This window comes from Alcaligenes faecalis (assembly GCF_005311025.1).
Lineage (GTDB): Bacteria > Pseudomonadota > Gammaproteobacteria > Burkholderiales > Burkholderiaceae_B > Alcaligenes > Alcaligenes phenolicus.
In genome coordinates this window covers 629,272-646,087 of the sequence record NZ_CP031747.1, presented here as the reverse complement: position 1 = coordinate 646,087, position 16,816 = coordinate 629,272, and the positions used below count along the sequence as shown (strand labels likewise).

Annotated in this window: 15 protein-coding genes; 1 reads left to right on the top strand and 14 read right to left on the bottom strand. The window is 49.9% G+C overall.

Going from position 1 to position 16,816, the window contains the following annotated elements:
- From D0C27_RS02985 to D0C27_RS02930, 11 genes are all read right to left on the bottom strand, one after another.
- Positions 1-867, bottom strand: coding sequence for a hypothetical protein (locus D0C27_RS02985; protein ID WP_240688299.1), 867 nt, complete (start codon positions 865-867; stop codon positions 1-3).
- A gap of 159 nt (positions 868-1,026) precedes the next feature.
- A complete protein-coding gene (locus D0C27_RS02980) occupies positions 1,027-3,324 on the bottom strand; it encodes a DEAD/DEAH box helicase (RefSeq protein ID WP_137430377.1) in 2,298 nt (765 codons plus the stop codon).
- A gap of 110 nt (positions 3,325-3,434) precedes the next feature.
- The gene (locus D0C27_RS02975; RefSeq protein ID WP_137430376.1) at positions 3,435-4,061 is read right to left on the bottom strand and encodes a hypothetical protein; all 627 of its coding nucleotides are present in this window, start codon (positions 4,059-4,061) and stop codon (positions 3,435-3,437) included.
- 81 nt (positions 4,062-4,142) lie between these two features.
- The gene (locus tag D0C27_RS02970; RefSeq protein WP_094196754.1) at positions 4,143-4,484 is read right to left on the bottom strand and encodes a hypothetical protein; all 342 of its coding nucleotides are present in this window, start codon (positions 4,482-4,484) and stop codon (positions 4,143-4,145) included.
- A gap of 109 nt (positions 4,485-4,593) precedes the next feature.
- Positions 4,594-5,151, bottom strand: a complete 558-nt coding sequence (gene radC, locus D0C27_RS02965) for a RadC family protein (protein ID WP_137430375.1) — start codon at positions 5,149-5,151, stop codon at positions 4,594-4,596.
- A 278-nt stretch (positions 5,152-5,429) separates the two neighbouring features.
- Positions 5,430-6,545: a DUF6094 domain-containing protein gene (locus D0C27_RS02960; RefSeq protein ID WP_240688298.1), complete on the bottom strand. Its 1,116-nt coding sequence runs from the start codon at positions 6,543-6,545 to the stop codon at positions 5,430-5,432.
- Position 6,546: 1 nt separating this feature from the next.
- Positions 6,547-6,852 (bottom strand): hypothetical protein, encoded by a 306-nt coding sequence (locus tag D0C27_RS02955; RefSeq protein WP_137430373.1) that lies wholly within the window; start codon positions 6,850-6,852, stop codon positions 6,547-6,549.
- Between the two features lie 633 nt (positions 6,853-7,485).
- Positions 7,486-7,794: a hypothetical protein gene (locus tag D0C27_RS02945; protein WP_137430372.1), complete on the bottom strand. Its 309-nt coding sequence runs from the start codon at positions 7,792-7,794 to the stop codon at positions 7,486-7,488.
- 78 nt (positions 7,795-7,872) lie between these two features.
- Complete coding sequence (locus D0C27_RS02940) at positions 7,873-8,148, bottom strand: hypothetical protein (RefSeq protein ID WP_137430371.1); 276 nt, start codon at positions 8,146-8,148, stop codon at positions 7,873-7,875.
- A 530-nt stretch (positions 8,149-8,678) separates the two neighbouring features.
- Positions 8,679-9,278, bottom strand: a complete 600-nt coding sequence (locus D0C27_RS02935; protein ID WP_137430370.1) for a DUF3275 family protein — start codon at positions 9,276-9,278, stop codon at positions 8,679-8,681.
- Positions 9,279-9,689: 411 nt separating this feature from the next.
- The gene (locus tag D0C27_RS02930; RefSeq protein WP_086060031.1) at positions 9,690-10,388 is read right to left on the bottom strand and encodes a DUF3577 domain-containing protein; all 699 of its coding nucleotides are present in this window, start codon (positions 10,386-10,388) and stop codon (positions 9,690-9,692) included.
- Between the two features lie 502 nt (positions 10,389-10,890).
- On the opposite strand from D0C27_RS02930, the gene D0C27_RS02925 reads away from it, so the two are divergent.
- Positions 10,891-11,250, top strand: coding sequence for a hypothetical protein (locus tag D0C27_RS02925; protein WP_137430369.1), 360 nt, complete (start codon positions 10,891-10,893; stop codon positions 11,248-11,250).
- 260 nt (positions 11,251-11,510) lie between these two features.
- On the opposite strand, the gene D0C27_RS02920 is transcribed toward D0C27_RS02925, so the two are convergent.
- From D0C27_RS02920 to D0C27_RS02910, 3 genes are all read right to left on the bottom strand, one after another.
- Entirely contained in the window at positions 11,511-13,034 is a 1,524-nt protein-coding gene (locus D0C27_RS02920; protein WP_137430368.1) for an SIR2 family protein, read from the bottom strand.
- A 349-nt stretch (positions 13,035-13,383) separates the two neighbouring features.
- On the bottom strand, positions 13,384-14,091 hold the full coding sequence (locus tag D0C27_RS02915; RefSeq protein WP_137430367.1) for a hypothetical protein: 708 nt from the start codon (positions 14,089-14,091) through the stop codon (positions 13,384-13,386).
- Between the two features lie 259 nt (positions 14,092-14,350).
- A complete protein-coding gene (locus D0C27_RS02910) occupies positions 14,351-16,777 on the bottom strand; it encodes an AAA family ATPase (protein WP_137430366.1) in 2,427 nt (808 codons plus the stop codon).
- Positions 16,778-16,816: the final 39 nt, after the last annotated feature.

Here is a 16,816-nt window from a genome sequence, read left to right as displayed (position 1 = left end):
TCAACCGCCGTATATTGCCTTGGCCCAACTAGCACCAATAATCACTATCAGAACAAGCCCAACAAAGACTGATTTTGAATGCCTGAAATACAACTGTCCCAATGCCCAGCGGAGGGGTCGAGCTTCAGCCCGTTTCCGCTCAGCAATGAGGTTAGCGCATGCGCGATCACGAACATTCAGATCAGATAAAATGCGTTCATTTAAATCTAAGATCGAGCCCAAATAATCGTGCATATTGTGTTCAACAATATTTTTCTTCCATGTCTCAACCGTTTTCAGGTCCTTAACCAGCATAGGGCGAGACTGACCTGAACGGCGTTGTTCATCGTCGTAATCAAAGACTATTCCAAATTGCTCATAGAACCGATTACGCCGTTCCTTGTTGTCAGACTGTGCTTGGCCAGCATACAACCTAATACTAGCGACCGTGGCCTCTGGCCACTGCTGCGCCCACTGAACTATCTCATTCATCAGATATGTGCCTATCCGCTGCCCCGCAAGCCCAGGCAAATCAAGAAACACCGCTCCCTCCGACCACGCAATTGATGATGTAAGCGAAACAGTATTGATAGACTGTGTGAAACCGCCCAGGAAGTACCCCTGCCCACGACTTCCATAGGTGTATTTTCCTGCTACACGCTTAAATGAAAGACAAATACCAGCAGCCTCAAGTGGGCCGTCCGAATAGTGCTTATAGGACTCGTGGCGTTCAACAAGAACAAACCCTAAAGCTTCATCCGTTAAGCCGTCCTTATCTTTGATGTCCAACACAAGGATCTGAGGCTTAACGATCTCACCGTTACGCTTCCATTCTCCAAATGATGGCAGCACTGTTTCCATTGGCACAGGTTCTTGCTTAATCGACACCCTTTCCCTCCAAATATCCACACGTTAATCGGGTACCAGCACTCAAACTGCTCTCAGAAAAAGAGGTTTCTAAACTCTTTGACCTTTACAATATTCACACCGCCTTGCAGAAGAATAGCCCCTCAAAAAGAGGGGCTATTCTTCATGATGGTAGGTAGACTACGAATTAGCTAACAACTGCTTTGCCAACTGGACCTCGATGCTGTCACCGGCATCATTGAGAACATCCAAGCCGCAGTCAGGCATATCACCAGATGTTGACTGTGTAACAGCGATCTTCTTGGCCATCAGCCTTAAACACTCCACCTGGCTGGAACCTGAGTAGCCCAAGAACACGACCTTGACTGGATGCTTCTGGCCAATCCGCCATGACCGCCTGGCCGCCTGCATTAACGTGTAGACGTTAAAGCCAGACTGCATGAACACAATCGTAGGAAACTCCAGCAGATCCAGGCCAGTCTTAACCAGCTCTGGATTGGTGACAAGGACGTCAATACCCCGCTCCACCTGGTCAGCAACCCAATCTTCGCGTCGAGCTGCGTCAACAGAAGCACGCAACACAGCAACTTTGAAGCCGTTCATCTCAAGGTGGCTTTTGAGCCGAGCGGTGGTATCACGTGTACCCGAGTAAATCGAGTACACCAGCACCTTTCTTCCTTGGGCCTTCTCCTGTTTGCACAGATCCAAGAGCTGTTGCTCTTTGGGGGTAAGTTCAGCCTCCTGAAAAACAGGCCCTTGCGAAAACAAGACTGCCTTACTTCGAGGGTGCCGGACGGTTTCTGGGCGAAAGCAGCACTCTGGCCAAGCCAGTAGCGTATTCATCACAACCCCAAGCAAGCTATTGTCCTTTTGGGCCAACGCCTTCTTGAGCTCGTACACCAGGTGCTTTGCCATGCGCTGATAGGCCTCATCCTGCGCCTGGCTCATTGGTACGTTAATGAAGTGCTCGTCATAGTCAGGCAAGACGTTCTGGCCAATGTCGCGCAACTTCAGGAAAACGGTGATCGGCACTACATACCGCATAATGCCAACCGGACCAAAGCCAGGAGCTTTACTGGTCCGTACCGTCATCTGCTTACCTTTAGCGGTGCGATGCGATGGGCCAGTGCTTTCCTTGTACACGTCTTTGAGCACGCCATGCTCACGCATGAACGCCATAGCTGCGCTTCCCATTGACCCATTACGAGCAGGTTTGAAGCCATCTTGAATCATCTGTGTCGGATTTATTCTCCACAAAAGATGAAACAAGTCATCGGCATAGCCCCCCATCAGTGTCCCTGTGAGCAGCAGTGTTTTTTGGCATTGGCTGGCCAGCACGCCCATGGCCTGGCCTTGGGCTGAGCCCTCATTTTTGTATTCATGGCCTTCATCTACAACCAAAAGACCGAAATACCCACGAGGCAAGTAGCGTTTGATGAACTCAGTGGCTTGATAGCCCCCCTCCCCTATACTGAACTCAAAGGACGCGAGGGATCGCTCCATACGCATGGCCTGCCGATCGGAGAAAACAAGCTCGCCAGACTCATCCATGAGGTTGAGAAACTCATAGACGTTATCGTCGAGCATTCCCCCAAGCAGATCCTCCCCAAAGATCGAGAGCAACTTGCGAGCGGTTTTATCTCCGATCGTCGGCATTTGCTTCAAGGCACCCAATACTAGATCGTGCATGGAGTCGATACGCTTACCTGCACGAATCAACGTCCACAAGGTGCTATCGCAGTGGCCGCATTTACAACGTCTGTCTGCAAGCATGAGTGAGGCCGCCTCAGCCGAGAGCGGCATCATTTCACCATCCGCATTCTCACGTTCGATGGGTTCCATGCAATCAGGGCAGCAAGCAAACCTAAACCGTTGACCATCTTGCAATACCTGGCGAGTCAAAAATGCCGGTTTCCAGTGAAACCCCATGCGCATACGCACACGCCCAAGCACAAAGAACTCTGGCTTGCTTGTTTTCAAACCGAGGGCATTTCGTAGCGCCAACAGTTTGCGTAGCGTATCTGGCCCATTCAGAATCCAAACCTTAGCACCAGGGACGGTGGCCAGGATCTCACGTCGCCACTTATAGACCAGGTGAGGCGGCGAAACGATCAGGGTACGTGGATGCGTACTCTGCATTAAAGCCGCAACACATATGGCCATCATGGTTTTGCCCGTGCCCATATCCGCATTGAGTACCGCTGCCGGTTCATTGTGATCTAACAATAGCTTCACAACGGCGTGTACAGCATGGGCCTGGGCTTCAAATGGCTGACGGGTCAGATTGTCCAGAACGTGTTGCCGCGCACGCCAAACGGGAGTTTGAGTGTCCAGGTCCGGATCGTAAATAGGCGGGCTCTGGCGTCGGACCTGCTCTAACAAGCCCTCACCAAACTGATCAATAAAAGTGGCCAGAGGCATATGCCGATCATCGGCATCTTGCTCTGGGGTATCTAGCTGAGGATGTATAGCGCCCATACTGGCTCTCCACAAAAGGAATACGGGGAGCCAGCGAGGCTGCTCCCCGCATGGGTTGGAAAAAAATTAGGAAAGGCTGGATCCGGAAATCAGCCAATCAGCTTAGAAAATTACAACTGCAAACGTAGGCGCCCTTCCCTGACCCCATCAGAGATGAAATCAAGAAAATGCTCACTTAGGCTCACCCGAACTGCCTTGACAGGGCCAAGCGTGGGATACAAATCGCTGCCCATTATCTGCACAGCTTGCTTATCACGGCACCAAGCCAAAACCTCTGCACGCCAATGGTCCAGAAGGGTCACCGGCGACAAGCTTTTGATCAGTTGCCAGGCACGATCATCAAGATCATGCTCCTGAGCCTCGTTAATGCTGGCCAGGTCGCTCTCTGCTGAGTAGTGAAGAGCCCAACCGATTCGATTGGCACGGTCTGGCTCCTGTAGATTCTTGTCAAATACCCACAGTTGCCCCAGAGGACCAAACAGGTTTTGCTTAGGCAACCTGCCGGTGTGTTTGCCTAAGCGATCCACACCGCCAACCTCCACTAAGTGGCGTTGGCCATCATCGCCGCGCAAGTGAAAGCGTTGTATACCGCCTTCCTTATTGCCCAACTGCATCGCAGCCATGAATTGCATCAGCGATCCATCGCGTCCATACAGCGAAACGAACAAAAAGCGACCGTCCGACTCTCGGATGCAGGCATCTGCCCAGACTTCAGAAAACTCCTCTACTTGGTACATCACCGAGCTCCATAGTTATGCGACTGGCCCCTTCCTCGCAAAAAGGAGGAAGAGGCCAGGCCGCGCCGTTTAGAGAGATGGTCAAGCCGAGCGCACGGCAAATGAGCCGTCAGCTTGATGGGTGATGTCTCGATTCCCCACGTTGTTCCAGGAGTCGCGTTCGACCTCAGTGAACATATTTGCTGGCACAGTGATTTTGAGCCGGTGCAACACCGCTTTAAAATGCTCCAGGCTCAAACCAAATGGGTTGGACTCATAAAGATTGCTATACAGATACTGATCATCGAACCCGGTCACATCCGGATCCACAAAATCCACCTGCTTTTCGATGACCAAAAAATAATGCCCCAAAGCCCTATCCCAACCTAACAGCACGGTAACGGGATGATCTTTATAGGTGGTTTCAAAGTAATGACGACTCATGACAAACTCCAGAAAATGAGTCGCAACGCCCCATAAGGGCCGCAGCGACCCCATGGGTACAGGTTAAAAACGCCCAAAAGCGGGCTAAACAAACAAGAAATGACTCAAGTTACAGGTCGCCATGCTCAGCGAACGAATAGCTAGTGGTGTTGGCTGAAGGCCCGACGATCAAATGGTCCAGAACCCTTACATCGATCAGCTCCAATGCTTTTTTAAGCCGCTCAGTGACTTGGCGGTCTACCTGGCTAGGCTCTAACTTTCCGCTTGGATGGTTGTGAGCCAAAATGACTGCGCCAGCATTGCTCCTGAGCACCTCTTTAACGACCTCACGAGGATAGACAGCCGTTTGATTCAGGGTGCCTTGGAACAATTCCCGATACTGGATCAGGCGAAGCTGGCTGTCTAAAAAGAAGACAGCAAAAACCTCGTGTTCTAGGCCAGCCAAACGAGCGACGGCATAGCGTTCCGCAATGCTCGGCGTTGACATGGGAGTTCCCGAAGGCACTAAAGACACAATCGCCTCACGTGCGGCCTCCAATATCTGGCCTGGAGTCGCCAACACGTAGTGCCCATGCGCATCAGCAACATGCAGTTGCGCGGGTTCAGGCGCAGCCTGAGCGTATACAGGCGGCGCAATAGGTAAAATCGACGTATCAAAAGAAGACATGGGTATCTCCAAAAAGTGGAGACAGCCGGCCCCTTGAGGACGGATGTCCCCAAGGGATACGACGGGCTGCTGACATGCCATGCATGACTGCAGCAGATAAGAAAAACTACCCAGACAGTCAAAGACCACCTTGATGCGTTTACAGGGTTGAACGCACCTATAGAAACCTCTTTAGGCTTGATAAGAAGGTTTCCCCAAATGGCCTGGGCCAGGCCCCTTGAGGAACCCTTCTAACGAAGGGTGAATAGCGCCAACTATTGGCACCGAGGATTAAAGCATCAGCTGATCTTTACTATCTGACCAAGCCGATGATCGGCAGTAAATTCAATGGCATTGATCATAGGTACAAACTTATCCAGCATCGTGATGGTCTCTGAAACATTCCCCTTCTCATCCACCTCCAGGTTCTGGATGCGTTCTTTCTTCTTAAAGGTATCCCCCTTAATCAGAAAAATTCGCCCCTCTTTAGATTCAATGCAGCCAGTCACCTGTCCAGCTGCCAGCGCAAGCGCCAGGTGCCATTGAGTCATAGTACGAAGCGGCCTTCTGTGACTGGTCCGCACCTGAGAGAAATGAACATCAAAGCCTTGCCACAACAGGCTCGCTTTCCATGTATTGAGCTCGTCTTTCAATTGAGCGGCATCGATTCGCACCGCATGAAAGTCAAGTTCCGCATCAGCTGCTGGCACTTGGTAGGGCTCGTCATCCCAGACCTCTGGCAATACTTGATCTACGAACTCTCCGGCCTGAGCCTGCGCAAGCCAATCAAGAACGCTTTTACGTGGATGTGTGCTTCGGATTTTGGTCCCGAAGATCACACATTGTTTGAATTGCTGCTCGGGGGCCATAAAAAACCGCAAATTGTCGAAATTACGGGCCAAAAATGTCCGAATCTCAGCATCTAAGGCGTAATACGGAATGATGTAGATAAGCACCCCACCCTCAACCAGGAATGATGCCGTTTTCTTTAAGAACGTACGCTCCAGACGCTCGGCTTTGTCAGAGTCGGCGTTGGCCATGTTCGCCGCATCACTGATTCCAAACCCGTATGGAGGATTCAGAAACAGTAGGCCAATACTGCGAGCCTTAACCACGACATCATGAAGGTCCGCATGAATAACCCTATCCAAGAGGGTTTTCGCGTGCCAGGCACGTTCTTTATCAAACTCAACACCCAGAGCCTCAATGCTTACTGAAGCCTCACCAGCCCGCTCCTGTAGGCCAAGACGAATGTCAGCCAGCGCCGCACCTTCCCCGCAACATGGGTCAAGCAATCGCATAGGTCTTGATGCTGGCATGAGAAAGTGTTGAATCCGCTGCAAAGTCTCATCATCGGTCGGGTAGTACCCGGCTTTGACGAAGTTGCGAGCCAAGCGGGTGAACAAAAGCGCCATTTCACACCCCCTGACCATCAACGAGCGAGATCTCACGGCCAAACACCAGGCCTGCTGTTTCAGGCGAAGGCTCGCCATTCTGAGAAATCCACCAACTGGGTGGTTGAAGGGGGTAAACAAGCAGCCCAAGGTACGGACCTTGTGAGGCAAAGCAAACGATTCTGCATTCACCAATATTGTTGAACCTGACCATCACTGTTTCGCCCATGGCTGGAACAGGTTCTGGTCCGGTCCAGATCAGTCGATCATCGGTACGGTTTCTGTCAGTTGTGTAGAGCGGTAAGGTGAAATAACGGACAACGATCATATGGGTCTCCGAAAAATACACGACGAGAGACCCAGACGGATCGTCCCGCCGGGAAAGTGATAGAGATAATGCAAACCCATTCAGATGGGTTTGCATGGGTTAGAGGATCAGTACTCCGATGGCAATGTCAGCGTGGTGCAGGATCGATCCGATTCTGTAACGATCCAGATTTTGAGATGGTCATTGACGCGATACGACGACATCAGTCGCCCTCCACACGCTAGGGACCGCTGGTTAAATCGCCAATCTTCGTGGCACAGATCCCCCCAATCACCAACAGCGTGACGAGCCAGGTACTCACAAGCGTTGATCGTGCCTTCTTGATCCAGCTTGGTAACACCTGGCGTAGCCACAACCACACCGAGCTCAAAGCGCGGCAGCACATCGGCAAGAGGCGAGAGATCGAAGGAATCTCTGCACACTGGTTGAGTCTGTTCAGTCATAGTCGGCCTCACTAAAAAATGCGCAGGCCATACCCATGCGGGTCTGTGCCCGCAGGGGTGAAAATGGAAAAACAAAAGAAAAGCGAATGTCACCAAGCCTATGAAAGACCTGGTATACATTCGCTAATTTGGAGGAGCGCACTCCTCATCGCGCACACCGAGGTGTGCTGAAATGGTCGCGTGCTAAACGCTAGGGCATGAACATTTTCATGCCGCTTAAGATCAGACCGGCAAAACCAGCCAGCATCAAGCCAAGACGGATGGTCATATCCCGCTTGGTCACCTCGATGTCTTTTCTGGTCACCTCAATGTCGTGCTTCAGTTCAGTGCGAAGCGCGGCAATGTCGTGTTCAACCTTGGCTGTCCACTTCTCCAGCACTTGATCAAGTGTGAGTGCCATAGCACCCTCCATTGCGATGGCCACCTTTTCGGCAACCTCTTGCTTCATACCGGCATCAACCAGGCCCTGCCGCAGCAGGAACAAGTCAGATGAACTCATTGACATATAGTACCCCTTAAAAAATCAAGAGGGCTATCAACCCGCGAGGGTCAAAGCCCCCAAGGGTCAGTTAAAGAATCAAGCGGCTACCGCTGAAGCGCCGAATCGCAGCCAATGAAGTGCTTGCAGACGCTGCTTGAGATCACCTGGCAAGCGTTGGGCCAAATCTTGTCGAACAGAGCAACCTTGGACCAGACGTACGAACGAGCACACCTGTGCGGGTGCCAACTCATGTCGAACAGCCAGAAACTGCTCAAATCCCTCTTCATTGGCCTGGGAAAGCCAGTCATTAAAGAGGGAATGCAAACTCTTGCGCTGAGCCGTAGTGATAGGGAAAAAATGCAGTTGAGCCATGATCGTCTTCCAAAAAATGGGGACGACCAAGCCCCAGGGGACACGGTGTCCCCACGGGGTTAGTAAGAAGCGCAGGTTAAGTCTGCGTGAATGAATAAAGCGAGTTACCCAGGCAGCACTGACTGCCTTGGCGCGTTTACAGGGTTGAACGCACCTAATTGAAACCATCGTTGGTTTGCTTAGATGATTTCCCTTGCAGGCCTGGCCTGATTGTCCTGGCTCGCAAGGGAACCCATCTAGGTTCCGGGCTTACATAACAAATTAAAATTCATACCCCCTCACTCCCCTTGGTGGATCCAAGGTGTGCGTCACCGAAATGGAGGTCCTGGTGACAAATGAAACGGCGCGCAAGGTACGTAGCTGATTTTGCTATCACCAGCTCCGGCTTAGCGCAAAAGCTGCGGGCGCATGGGGACGCCGCCTCCCAGATTCAACGATGCACCAATGCACTGTGCGGTCTGGCTCATGGTCTCGATCGAACCAAGAACATAAGTCAAACCGCCACCTTTGGGCGGTTTAGAAATGAGGGTTTACTGGGCAAACCAGATTTGTTGCTTCGCATCGAAACGGTAGCCATGACGTTGGCCAAGTTCAGCTGCTTGCCGTCGTAGCAGCGCACGTTCTACAGTCGCATCAAGTTTGATGGGATCGCGATTGGCAATGGTATGGAGCATTTCTGCGTCAAGCAACCCATCGTGCTCTCCCTGCGTAGAATCCAGAGACCCTGACTGAGGCTTCCCACCCTTATTAAAGTGGCTGAAGTCTTTTGCGGTAGATGGCGGGGGTACTGACTTTTTAGAGGCTGCAACCCGTACAGGCCGTTGCTCGTCAATGGGGTCAGGCTCAGCTTGCTCATGAGCAGTCGATAATTCGGCCTGGCTCTCCACTTGTAAATCGTGCAAACGCGCACGAATCTCTGTCACACCTTTGCCAAACGCGATGTATTGCGACAGATAGATTTCACTAATCCACACAGTTGCCTGGTACTCACCTTCCTCAAACTGATCCAGGAGCGGGTCTTTGACCTTGAACTCACCAAAAGCAGTTGAAAGGTCTGCAACGCAGAACGCACCATTTCGACTTTGTCGAATCCGCTTTACGCGCAGCTGCGCTCCATCTATACGGATCATCGTGATCTCCTTCAGAAAGACAGGGAGACCACATCCAGCCGGAAGAGATCTCCCGGTGGGGTGTGAAATGAAAGTACCCGTTCAGCTTACGCCGGACGGGTACAGGGGGGCTTAAATGGTGGCTATCCAACTTGCGATCAGATAGTACTTTGGAGCACGTGAGGTTCCTGTTTGAACGTGCAATTCAACGGACGTACTCGTGTGAAATGTACCCCAACTCTATACAGAGCGTTCACGTTTCAGGGGTTGACGTGTCATGCCCGAAGGCGACCAGGTTATTCAAGTGACACCTGAAAACACTCGCAAAACCGAATTAGTTTAGTCGCTAATTTTCCCAGCATCAAGGAAAAGAAAACCCTCGCACAGCCCCTAGTGGGAACAGTAACGAGGGTTTGGATGAAGCATTAAAAGTTAAGCAACGCTCTGATGGGCATAGCTTGCAGCGTATTGAAGCGCACTACTTGCTCCATATCCTGCTTGATATGCCGCAGCGCCTTGGTTAACGGGCACCGGAGTGCTGTTGAACTTTGGCGTTGCTGTACCGTGAGCGTTTTCCTGTGGTGCTTTATTTTCAGACTGGCCTTGCTCAGGCACATCCTGAGAAGATTCATCATCGGTCGAGGAGTTCTGCAAAGGAGCATCCTCCTGAAAAGGAATGTTATCCATGCTGGACTCTTCTTGCAATTCACGTCGGAAAATATTAACGCCATCGACAGTGACACTGTTGATCAACAACAGACGTCCCTTGATAAGTGCGGCAGGCTCTTGCTCGCCAGTTGTACGTCCCTTCTCATCTCGAAGGTTGCGCATGTAAACGTGTGTGTAGATATCACCCACACGAAACGATACGAAAACCTTGCGTTTCGCCTCAACATCACCCATGAGCTTCTCCACCATTTCGATGGCTTCGCTCCCAGATACCCGAAGGTCAAAGTAGGTGTAGTCGGGCTCATCCTTATTTCCACGCACGGCGGAAATCGAGCAAGCAAGAAAGGGTTGTGCCTTGCGGCCAGAACCTTTGGTTTCAACCCAGCGCACACGGTTCAGATAACCGAGACCGTTAACGTGAAGATTGAAGTGGTTGGAAGTTTGAGTGGAAGCGGTAGTCATGATGGTGAACTCCAGAAAAATGGACTGGAGGAACACGCACCCACCCAAAAGCCGAATGGCCTGGACAGGGAAAGCGGGTTCCCTGTCCGGGTAGCAAAGAAGAAAATGTACTCTGGTACTGCCTTAGAGGATCAGTACGTGCGTCTTTCAAGAGTTGAGACGCCGCTGTGGGGTGCCTTATGGCGGTTCACGAGGCAAAGTTATCAATGCGTAGTGATAAAGTCAATAGCACGACTGATATACGCTAACTCAGGCTTGATTTAGAGGCGCCTACTGATTCGGACTCAACGGCCCAAGAGCGTCCGCTACCGGCCCAAAACAGCATATATTCGCCGGATGGGTTTCGCGTTTTAGCCATTAATTTAGCTTTGAACTCTTCAGACTAGCGCAAGCGATATGAAAGTACATTTACCCCAAATACTGTTTACTTTTAAGGTGTTAAGGGGAATAATAAAATATTACATACAGCCTCAAAATCAAGTGGTTACCGACTGAAAGAATTATGACAATTCGATCTGAGAAAGAGCTTGGAGAAGCACTAAAAAATGATCAAGACACTATTGAAATAGAAGGCGACCTGCAAAAGAAAGTTCTGAGAATCAAAGCAATGGGTTCGGTAGCCTGGCTCATCGCCATCGGTGCCATCGCTATTGCGGTAGCTGTCACTTTAGGGACTGATGGAGTTGGCGCGCCAGTCAGTGGGGTGGTTGGTGCAGGTGCCGTCACTGTGCTTGGGCTCCCTACCGCTTTGTCGGCAGTCAGTATCGCGGTAGCTGCTGGTGGTAGCGGCGCCCTAAACTCCTTGCGTAAGTACAAAATTGTTTCCAATTCTGGGGGAAAACTGGTTTTGTCTCGCAACTAAATTTGCACCCAAGCTGGCACGTCTTGGGCTGTTGGATTAACTTGGTCGTTAGTGGCCGTTTGCTCTGGCTCAACAGCAGTTGGACTGGGGGTTTTCTTCCAATCCAAGCGGTCGTTAAACTCTTTGAAACATAGAGGCGATTCAGGTACGCTCCGATTAGAAGACAACATTGTTCGCTTTTAACAAAACCGATAATTTATTAAAATTTCATACGCTAATTTTTTAAATAGATCTTCCTTTTTATGCAGTATAAACAATCATCATTTTGTAAGTTTCTCCAAGATCTCAGGAATCTCGTCATAGCCTTCGTACCAGATAACTGTGACGCCGAGTTCTCTCATTAAGGCTTCATTAAGTGCGTGGTGCGTTTCTAAAAATTTTTCTGCGCCAGCTATATTTCGTATTGCGGATTTTTGGCCTGACTCTGTTGTGTCATAACAAAATTCATCGATAGAGAGTCGCTTCATAAATGCAAAATGCTTGTTCTGCTCAAGACTACGCGCCGATATATCCATAAGTCGCCTGAGGTTTGGATCGGTCATCGACAAGCCAATCATTAGGCAATTGTTTTCTCTTAAGCAATTAAGCTGTACAAGATTTGACCAGTGATAAGCATTTGTATATATATGGTGATACCCTTCTTCTGAAAAAACAAGAGTAGAATTCGCTAGCGCACCGTATTTTGATCGATCCTCGGGAAGAAACCCATACACATGATACACAGGCAGTTCGTCCGGGTCGTAAACCTCCGTTTCGGTGTAAACGCTACGATACGCAATACCAGTCTTGGAAAGCTGTTTTTCTAATAAATCATCAAAGTTATAGTTAACAACGGAACGAACCCGGGCACCAGTTCGCTGAGGCATACAGGTTGCTGCAATTGCGCGAAGTAGTCGAGAGTCTATGTCGAAATCTTTGTTTCGCAGTTCATATAGGCTTTTAGTTATCGCATTTACGAAAGTGTTCGCTTCAGCAGAGTTTCCGACTAAACCTTTTCTTAGATATCTTGCTCCCATTAGTGCAGAAGACTCTGAAACTTTATTTAAGCGACCAACCAACTCACTTATATCAGAACTATCAATTGCTTTGACATTGTCGAACTCGCGAGACAGATATGCTACGAAGAGCGAGTTTAAAAGGTTGTCCCAGTTAGGCATCCCCGCACTGCTGGAAACACCAGCACCAAGAAATAGGGTAAATTGCCCTCGATCATAGCTCTCCTTCAGTTTCGCTACAATTTCCTCTCGCTCAGCGCTCCAATTTGACGGTGCTTTAGTTACCGCAGCCTCGATGCGAAGTGAAAATAGATTATTGACGATTTCAGATGTTTTTGCTCTGTGCTGGCTTACGATTCTATTAACATCCTCAGGGCCCCAATACGTTATTTTTAAATAATCATTAGCACCAGACCCCATGGAAATTGGCATTGTAGATCTGAATTTTTTAGATAAAGGTTTTGCGCTTATAAATATTAAATTTTTTGGTCTAGATTTAGAGTAATTTACTTTTTCATGGGTAAAAAAATAAGACAATAGGGCGTCTTTAATATTTTTCATGCCCCTTTCTAAGTTGAATTTAATTTCGAAAATTACTGGCCCTTCAAATTCATCCATTCCATCGGGGGCTACAGCATCGCCAATATAATTCTCCCCATCCAAAATTGTTAGGGATTTATTTTGAAGCTGCAGGTGATGTTTAAGTAAATTCAGAATGAAAACTTCAAAAGAATGATAACTGCTCATCCCCCCTTCTTCTATCTTTGCAACGATATCGTCAATTATCATTTTAGGTTATCCCGAGTTAGACAGCAAAACGATATCACAGTAAGCAGCAGCAGACATCACAGACTGCGATTCATATACACTAACAGGGAATTTTAATCGACTAAGTGACGAATCCTGCCGGCGCTTGTGGGCGGTTAATTACCTGAAGCAGCTCACCGTCATAGGCAGGATTTAGCGGATTGCAGCTCTCCGCGAAGGGCTGCTACAGGTCGTGCTCGACCAATGGGTTTTGGCTGTAATCGGCCAGAAGCAGTCGGTGGTGACTGGTGAAAGCGGTCTCTCAAATTAGAAGTGAGCGGCCTGCGGGCTTTTCGCGCAGGTCCACCCGACTGACAGGTTATGCATCAATTTAGCCAAGACCTAATGCCTTCAACTTTTCTAGATAAGGCAACATCAATGCTTCGTCTGGAACGGACACCCAATCTGGAGGAGTAATAGCCGCAGGAGCGAACACATAGAGGTTTAGGCAACCCTTCGCGCCACCAGCACGATAGCGATCGACTTCTGCGCAAATAACTGCATGGTAACCGAGCTCCTTCGCTGGTGTTATGACCTCGTTGATCCATAGGCGCGTAAAGTTCTGCACCTCCTGGTGCGCATGCGCTCTTTCTTTTATGGAAGTGGAACCATCATTCGCTATTTTTTGGAGATGGCCAAGGCGACTTCCTAGCTCCTGATTTTTTGTATGCAGGCGAAGAATTTCTCCCGTAGAACATGCGTCAATCCAGGTGCCAAAGCTCTGCACGAGGGCATGGTGTCTCGCAATATCTTTCTTAATGAGACGCGTCCAGTGCTCTTTAGTAACATCAGATTTCTGACGAAGATCGAGCACCTTTGCCGAGTCTACGAGCTTAGCTCTGCATAGGCCTCCGCAAATTTCGCCAGCGCCTCGAGCCAGTTTCACGTCCTTCGTTAATGAAATGAATGGATGCAGATGCAGTTCGGGCTTGTACTTGGGAGTTGTGGGCGGCGTAGCCCACTCCAAGAAATACTCTTCAGTTCCGTGATACCAATAATCGCTCTCTCCAGACATTTTCTTCCTCTTAGCTTCGCCCATAGCGGTCATCCGATTCATAAGATAATTTAGATCGCAAGGCCTGCGGGATAAACAGGACCGTGCGGGATATTCTGAAGACTGAATTCTCCTAGAGCCGGCGTAAATCATAGGCCCCCAAGGGAAGACCTGTTCAAAAAATCTAGGCATATAACGCCGCAAAACCCCGGTAACTAAGTCAGCTTTAGACCCGTTACGGCCATGCGGCATGGAATGATTTATTTGGCGCTCGCTCAGGCAATCAGATATTGGGAGCGATCCTTTAGCCTACTCGCTCAGGCTCGCCAATGCTCTTCAACAGAGCGTTGTATTGCACCTTGTCGGCAGTGTAAATCTTATCCAAGACATAGTTAGCTACCTTGGCGATCTCGGGAATCTCCACGGGCTTAAAACCTCTATCTGGGACTGCCTCCAGGTGGGAAAACTCGTTATTAAGCCGATTAACCAGTGCAACTGCTGCATCTTCCTCTTCCCCAAAGAATTTCTTAATCCGTTCAAAGGCGTCGTTTTTATCATCATGATAGGGGTACTTGAAGAACAGAAAGGCTTCGAGAAATTTCCGCAGGTTGTTGCCAAAGCCGAAAAATGGTTCATGGCTATCTGCTGCGGCAGCTTGATCTTTGCATTTGTAGATTTGATGAAAGAGGTAGTGAAACTCAGTTATGTAGTCTTTGAGATAAGACGGCATGAGTAAGATGTTGCTTGAAGCGCCGTTGCGCTCGATCATGAAATGCTCGTGGTCATCGACACTTTTCGTCCTGCCGTCACCAGCAGGGATTTTCTTCTTCGGAATGGACAGGCGCTTGAGGTACTTCAGGAAGTCCAGATTATGAGTGGAGATAAAAAGCTGCTTGTAGCGGTAGGCGTTTGAGCCGTCAGCATTCTTGATCGGCTTGGCAATCAAACTCTCAATTAAACTGAACATGAAGAAGATATGGTTCCCGTCTAGGCTAGAAATTGGATCATCAATGTAGATGATCAGTTCTTTGCCTTTGCTCTCAGGTTCTTCTAGCTTGGCAATGAAATAGCAGAAGGCAATCAGGCTGCACTCGCCTTCGCTGAGGTTGTACGCGGCTTTGCCGTTTCGCGTGATTTCAAACTTGACAGTGGCGTTGTCTGCGCCGTCGCGGGCCTCAAGCTTGATACCATCATGGCCGAAGAAGTTGTTGAGCAGAGAGTTGACTCGCTCGGCCCCCTTCCGCTCATCCTTTTGCTTGGCTCGGAAATTTTGGACTTCTGCTTCCGCGTCACGGATCTCTTTTTCCGCGTCCGTATAGGCCATGCCTGCCGTGTCGGCGCTGGTCTTGAGGGTAGCTATGCGGGCAATCTCCTTGCTATAGGTGATCGCATCAATAAACGCGAACACGTCGGTCAAGCGAAGCGCATCTCTGGCAGCAGTCTTGTCTTTTTCCAGGGTCCTTGTCTTGCCGTTGCTCGTGACGATCAGCGCATTAATGTCCTGAACATGCTTCTCGATCTCTTTGGCGTCGTGCGAAGGGGGCTTCAGAAGCACGAGCTGGAACAGATTGTTTTTTCGAGCCTCAAGCGACTTCTTCAGGAATTCCAAATCTTTTTTGTAGACATCAAGCGCTTCCGACAGTGCCTTGCTGCTCGCTTCAAACGTAGTACGCTCATCCGCATAAAACTGAGCACCTGTGAAGGTAATGAGCCCAGCAATGGATTTTATCTCGTCCATAACCGACGCTATAGCAGCATCCAAGGCAGTTTCTAAGTCGCCCGACTCTTTGCTGAAGTGCTCGTCCAGCACTTGCCAAATGTCGTGCGGCAAGTCTTGTTGGCAGAAAGCACAGGTATCCCGTTTGTCCCGGTGGTATCCGATACCTTGTTTGACCCATAGCTGCAAAGCGCTGTCCTTGAGCAGTTCTTCAATCGCTTTGGTAGGCGTTATCATCTTGGACAGAAGAGGTTCAGCAGTGGCCCTCAGCGACTCCAGCTTGAGGGTGATGGCCAGAGTGCCTTGAATGTCAGGTAAGGCTTCCTGCTTGAGCAAGATGAGTTTGCTTGCTTGCTCCTCAGGGGTCAGTGCGATGAAGCCGGGCTTACTGGTGGAAGCAATGTCGCGTTTGATGTGGTCGATGGTGTAGACGGGCACGCGGTACAGGGGGTTCTTCTTGATTTTCTCAGCAGCATGTGAGCGCAGCTTCTGTTCCAAGCCCTTCAAAGCCGTGCTGTGGGCCGTCTTGGTGCGATCGCGCTCTCTCTTCTTGGCCTCCAGATCAAAGCGCAGTCCAGCCTTGCCCTCCACACTACCAAGCTTGGCCTCGAGAGCAGCAATGGCGTCGTCAATCTCTTTGTTCTGCTCACCGACGATGGCGAAGGTCTTAATAACGCCTCCGATCTCCTGACTGACCAGGAAGCTCAGGTTGTCGGTCACGAAGTCGCGGTTGTAGACCCGCACGTCATAGTTGTGGGTCAGCAGTTCCGCATCGGTGACGGCACCTTGCTCACCAGTCACGATGAAGGATGAGTCAATATAGTTCAAGGGTAGTTTGCGCGTTTCCAGAGCACGAAAAACACGAGAGAGAGTCGTCTTGCCAGAGTAGTTGCGTCCGTAGAGGATGTTCAGACGCTGGAAGAACTTGACGTTTTTGCCGCTGTCCCGAACGGTCTGTTTCCACTCCAGACCTTGGAAGCTACCAAAGCTTGCTATGTCTATCTGATTAATCACCGGCCCAGTCCTCCTATAGCGCCCCTCAGGCTGTTCGAC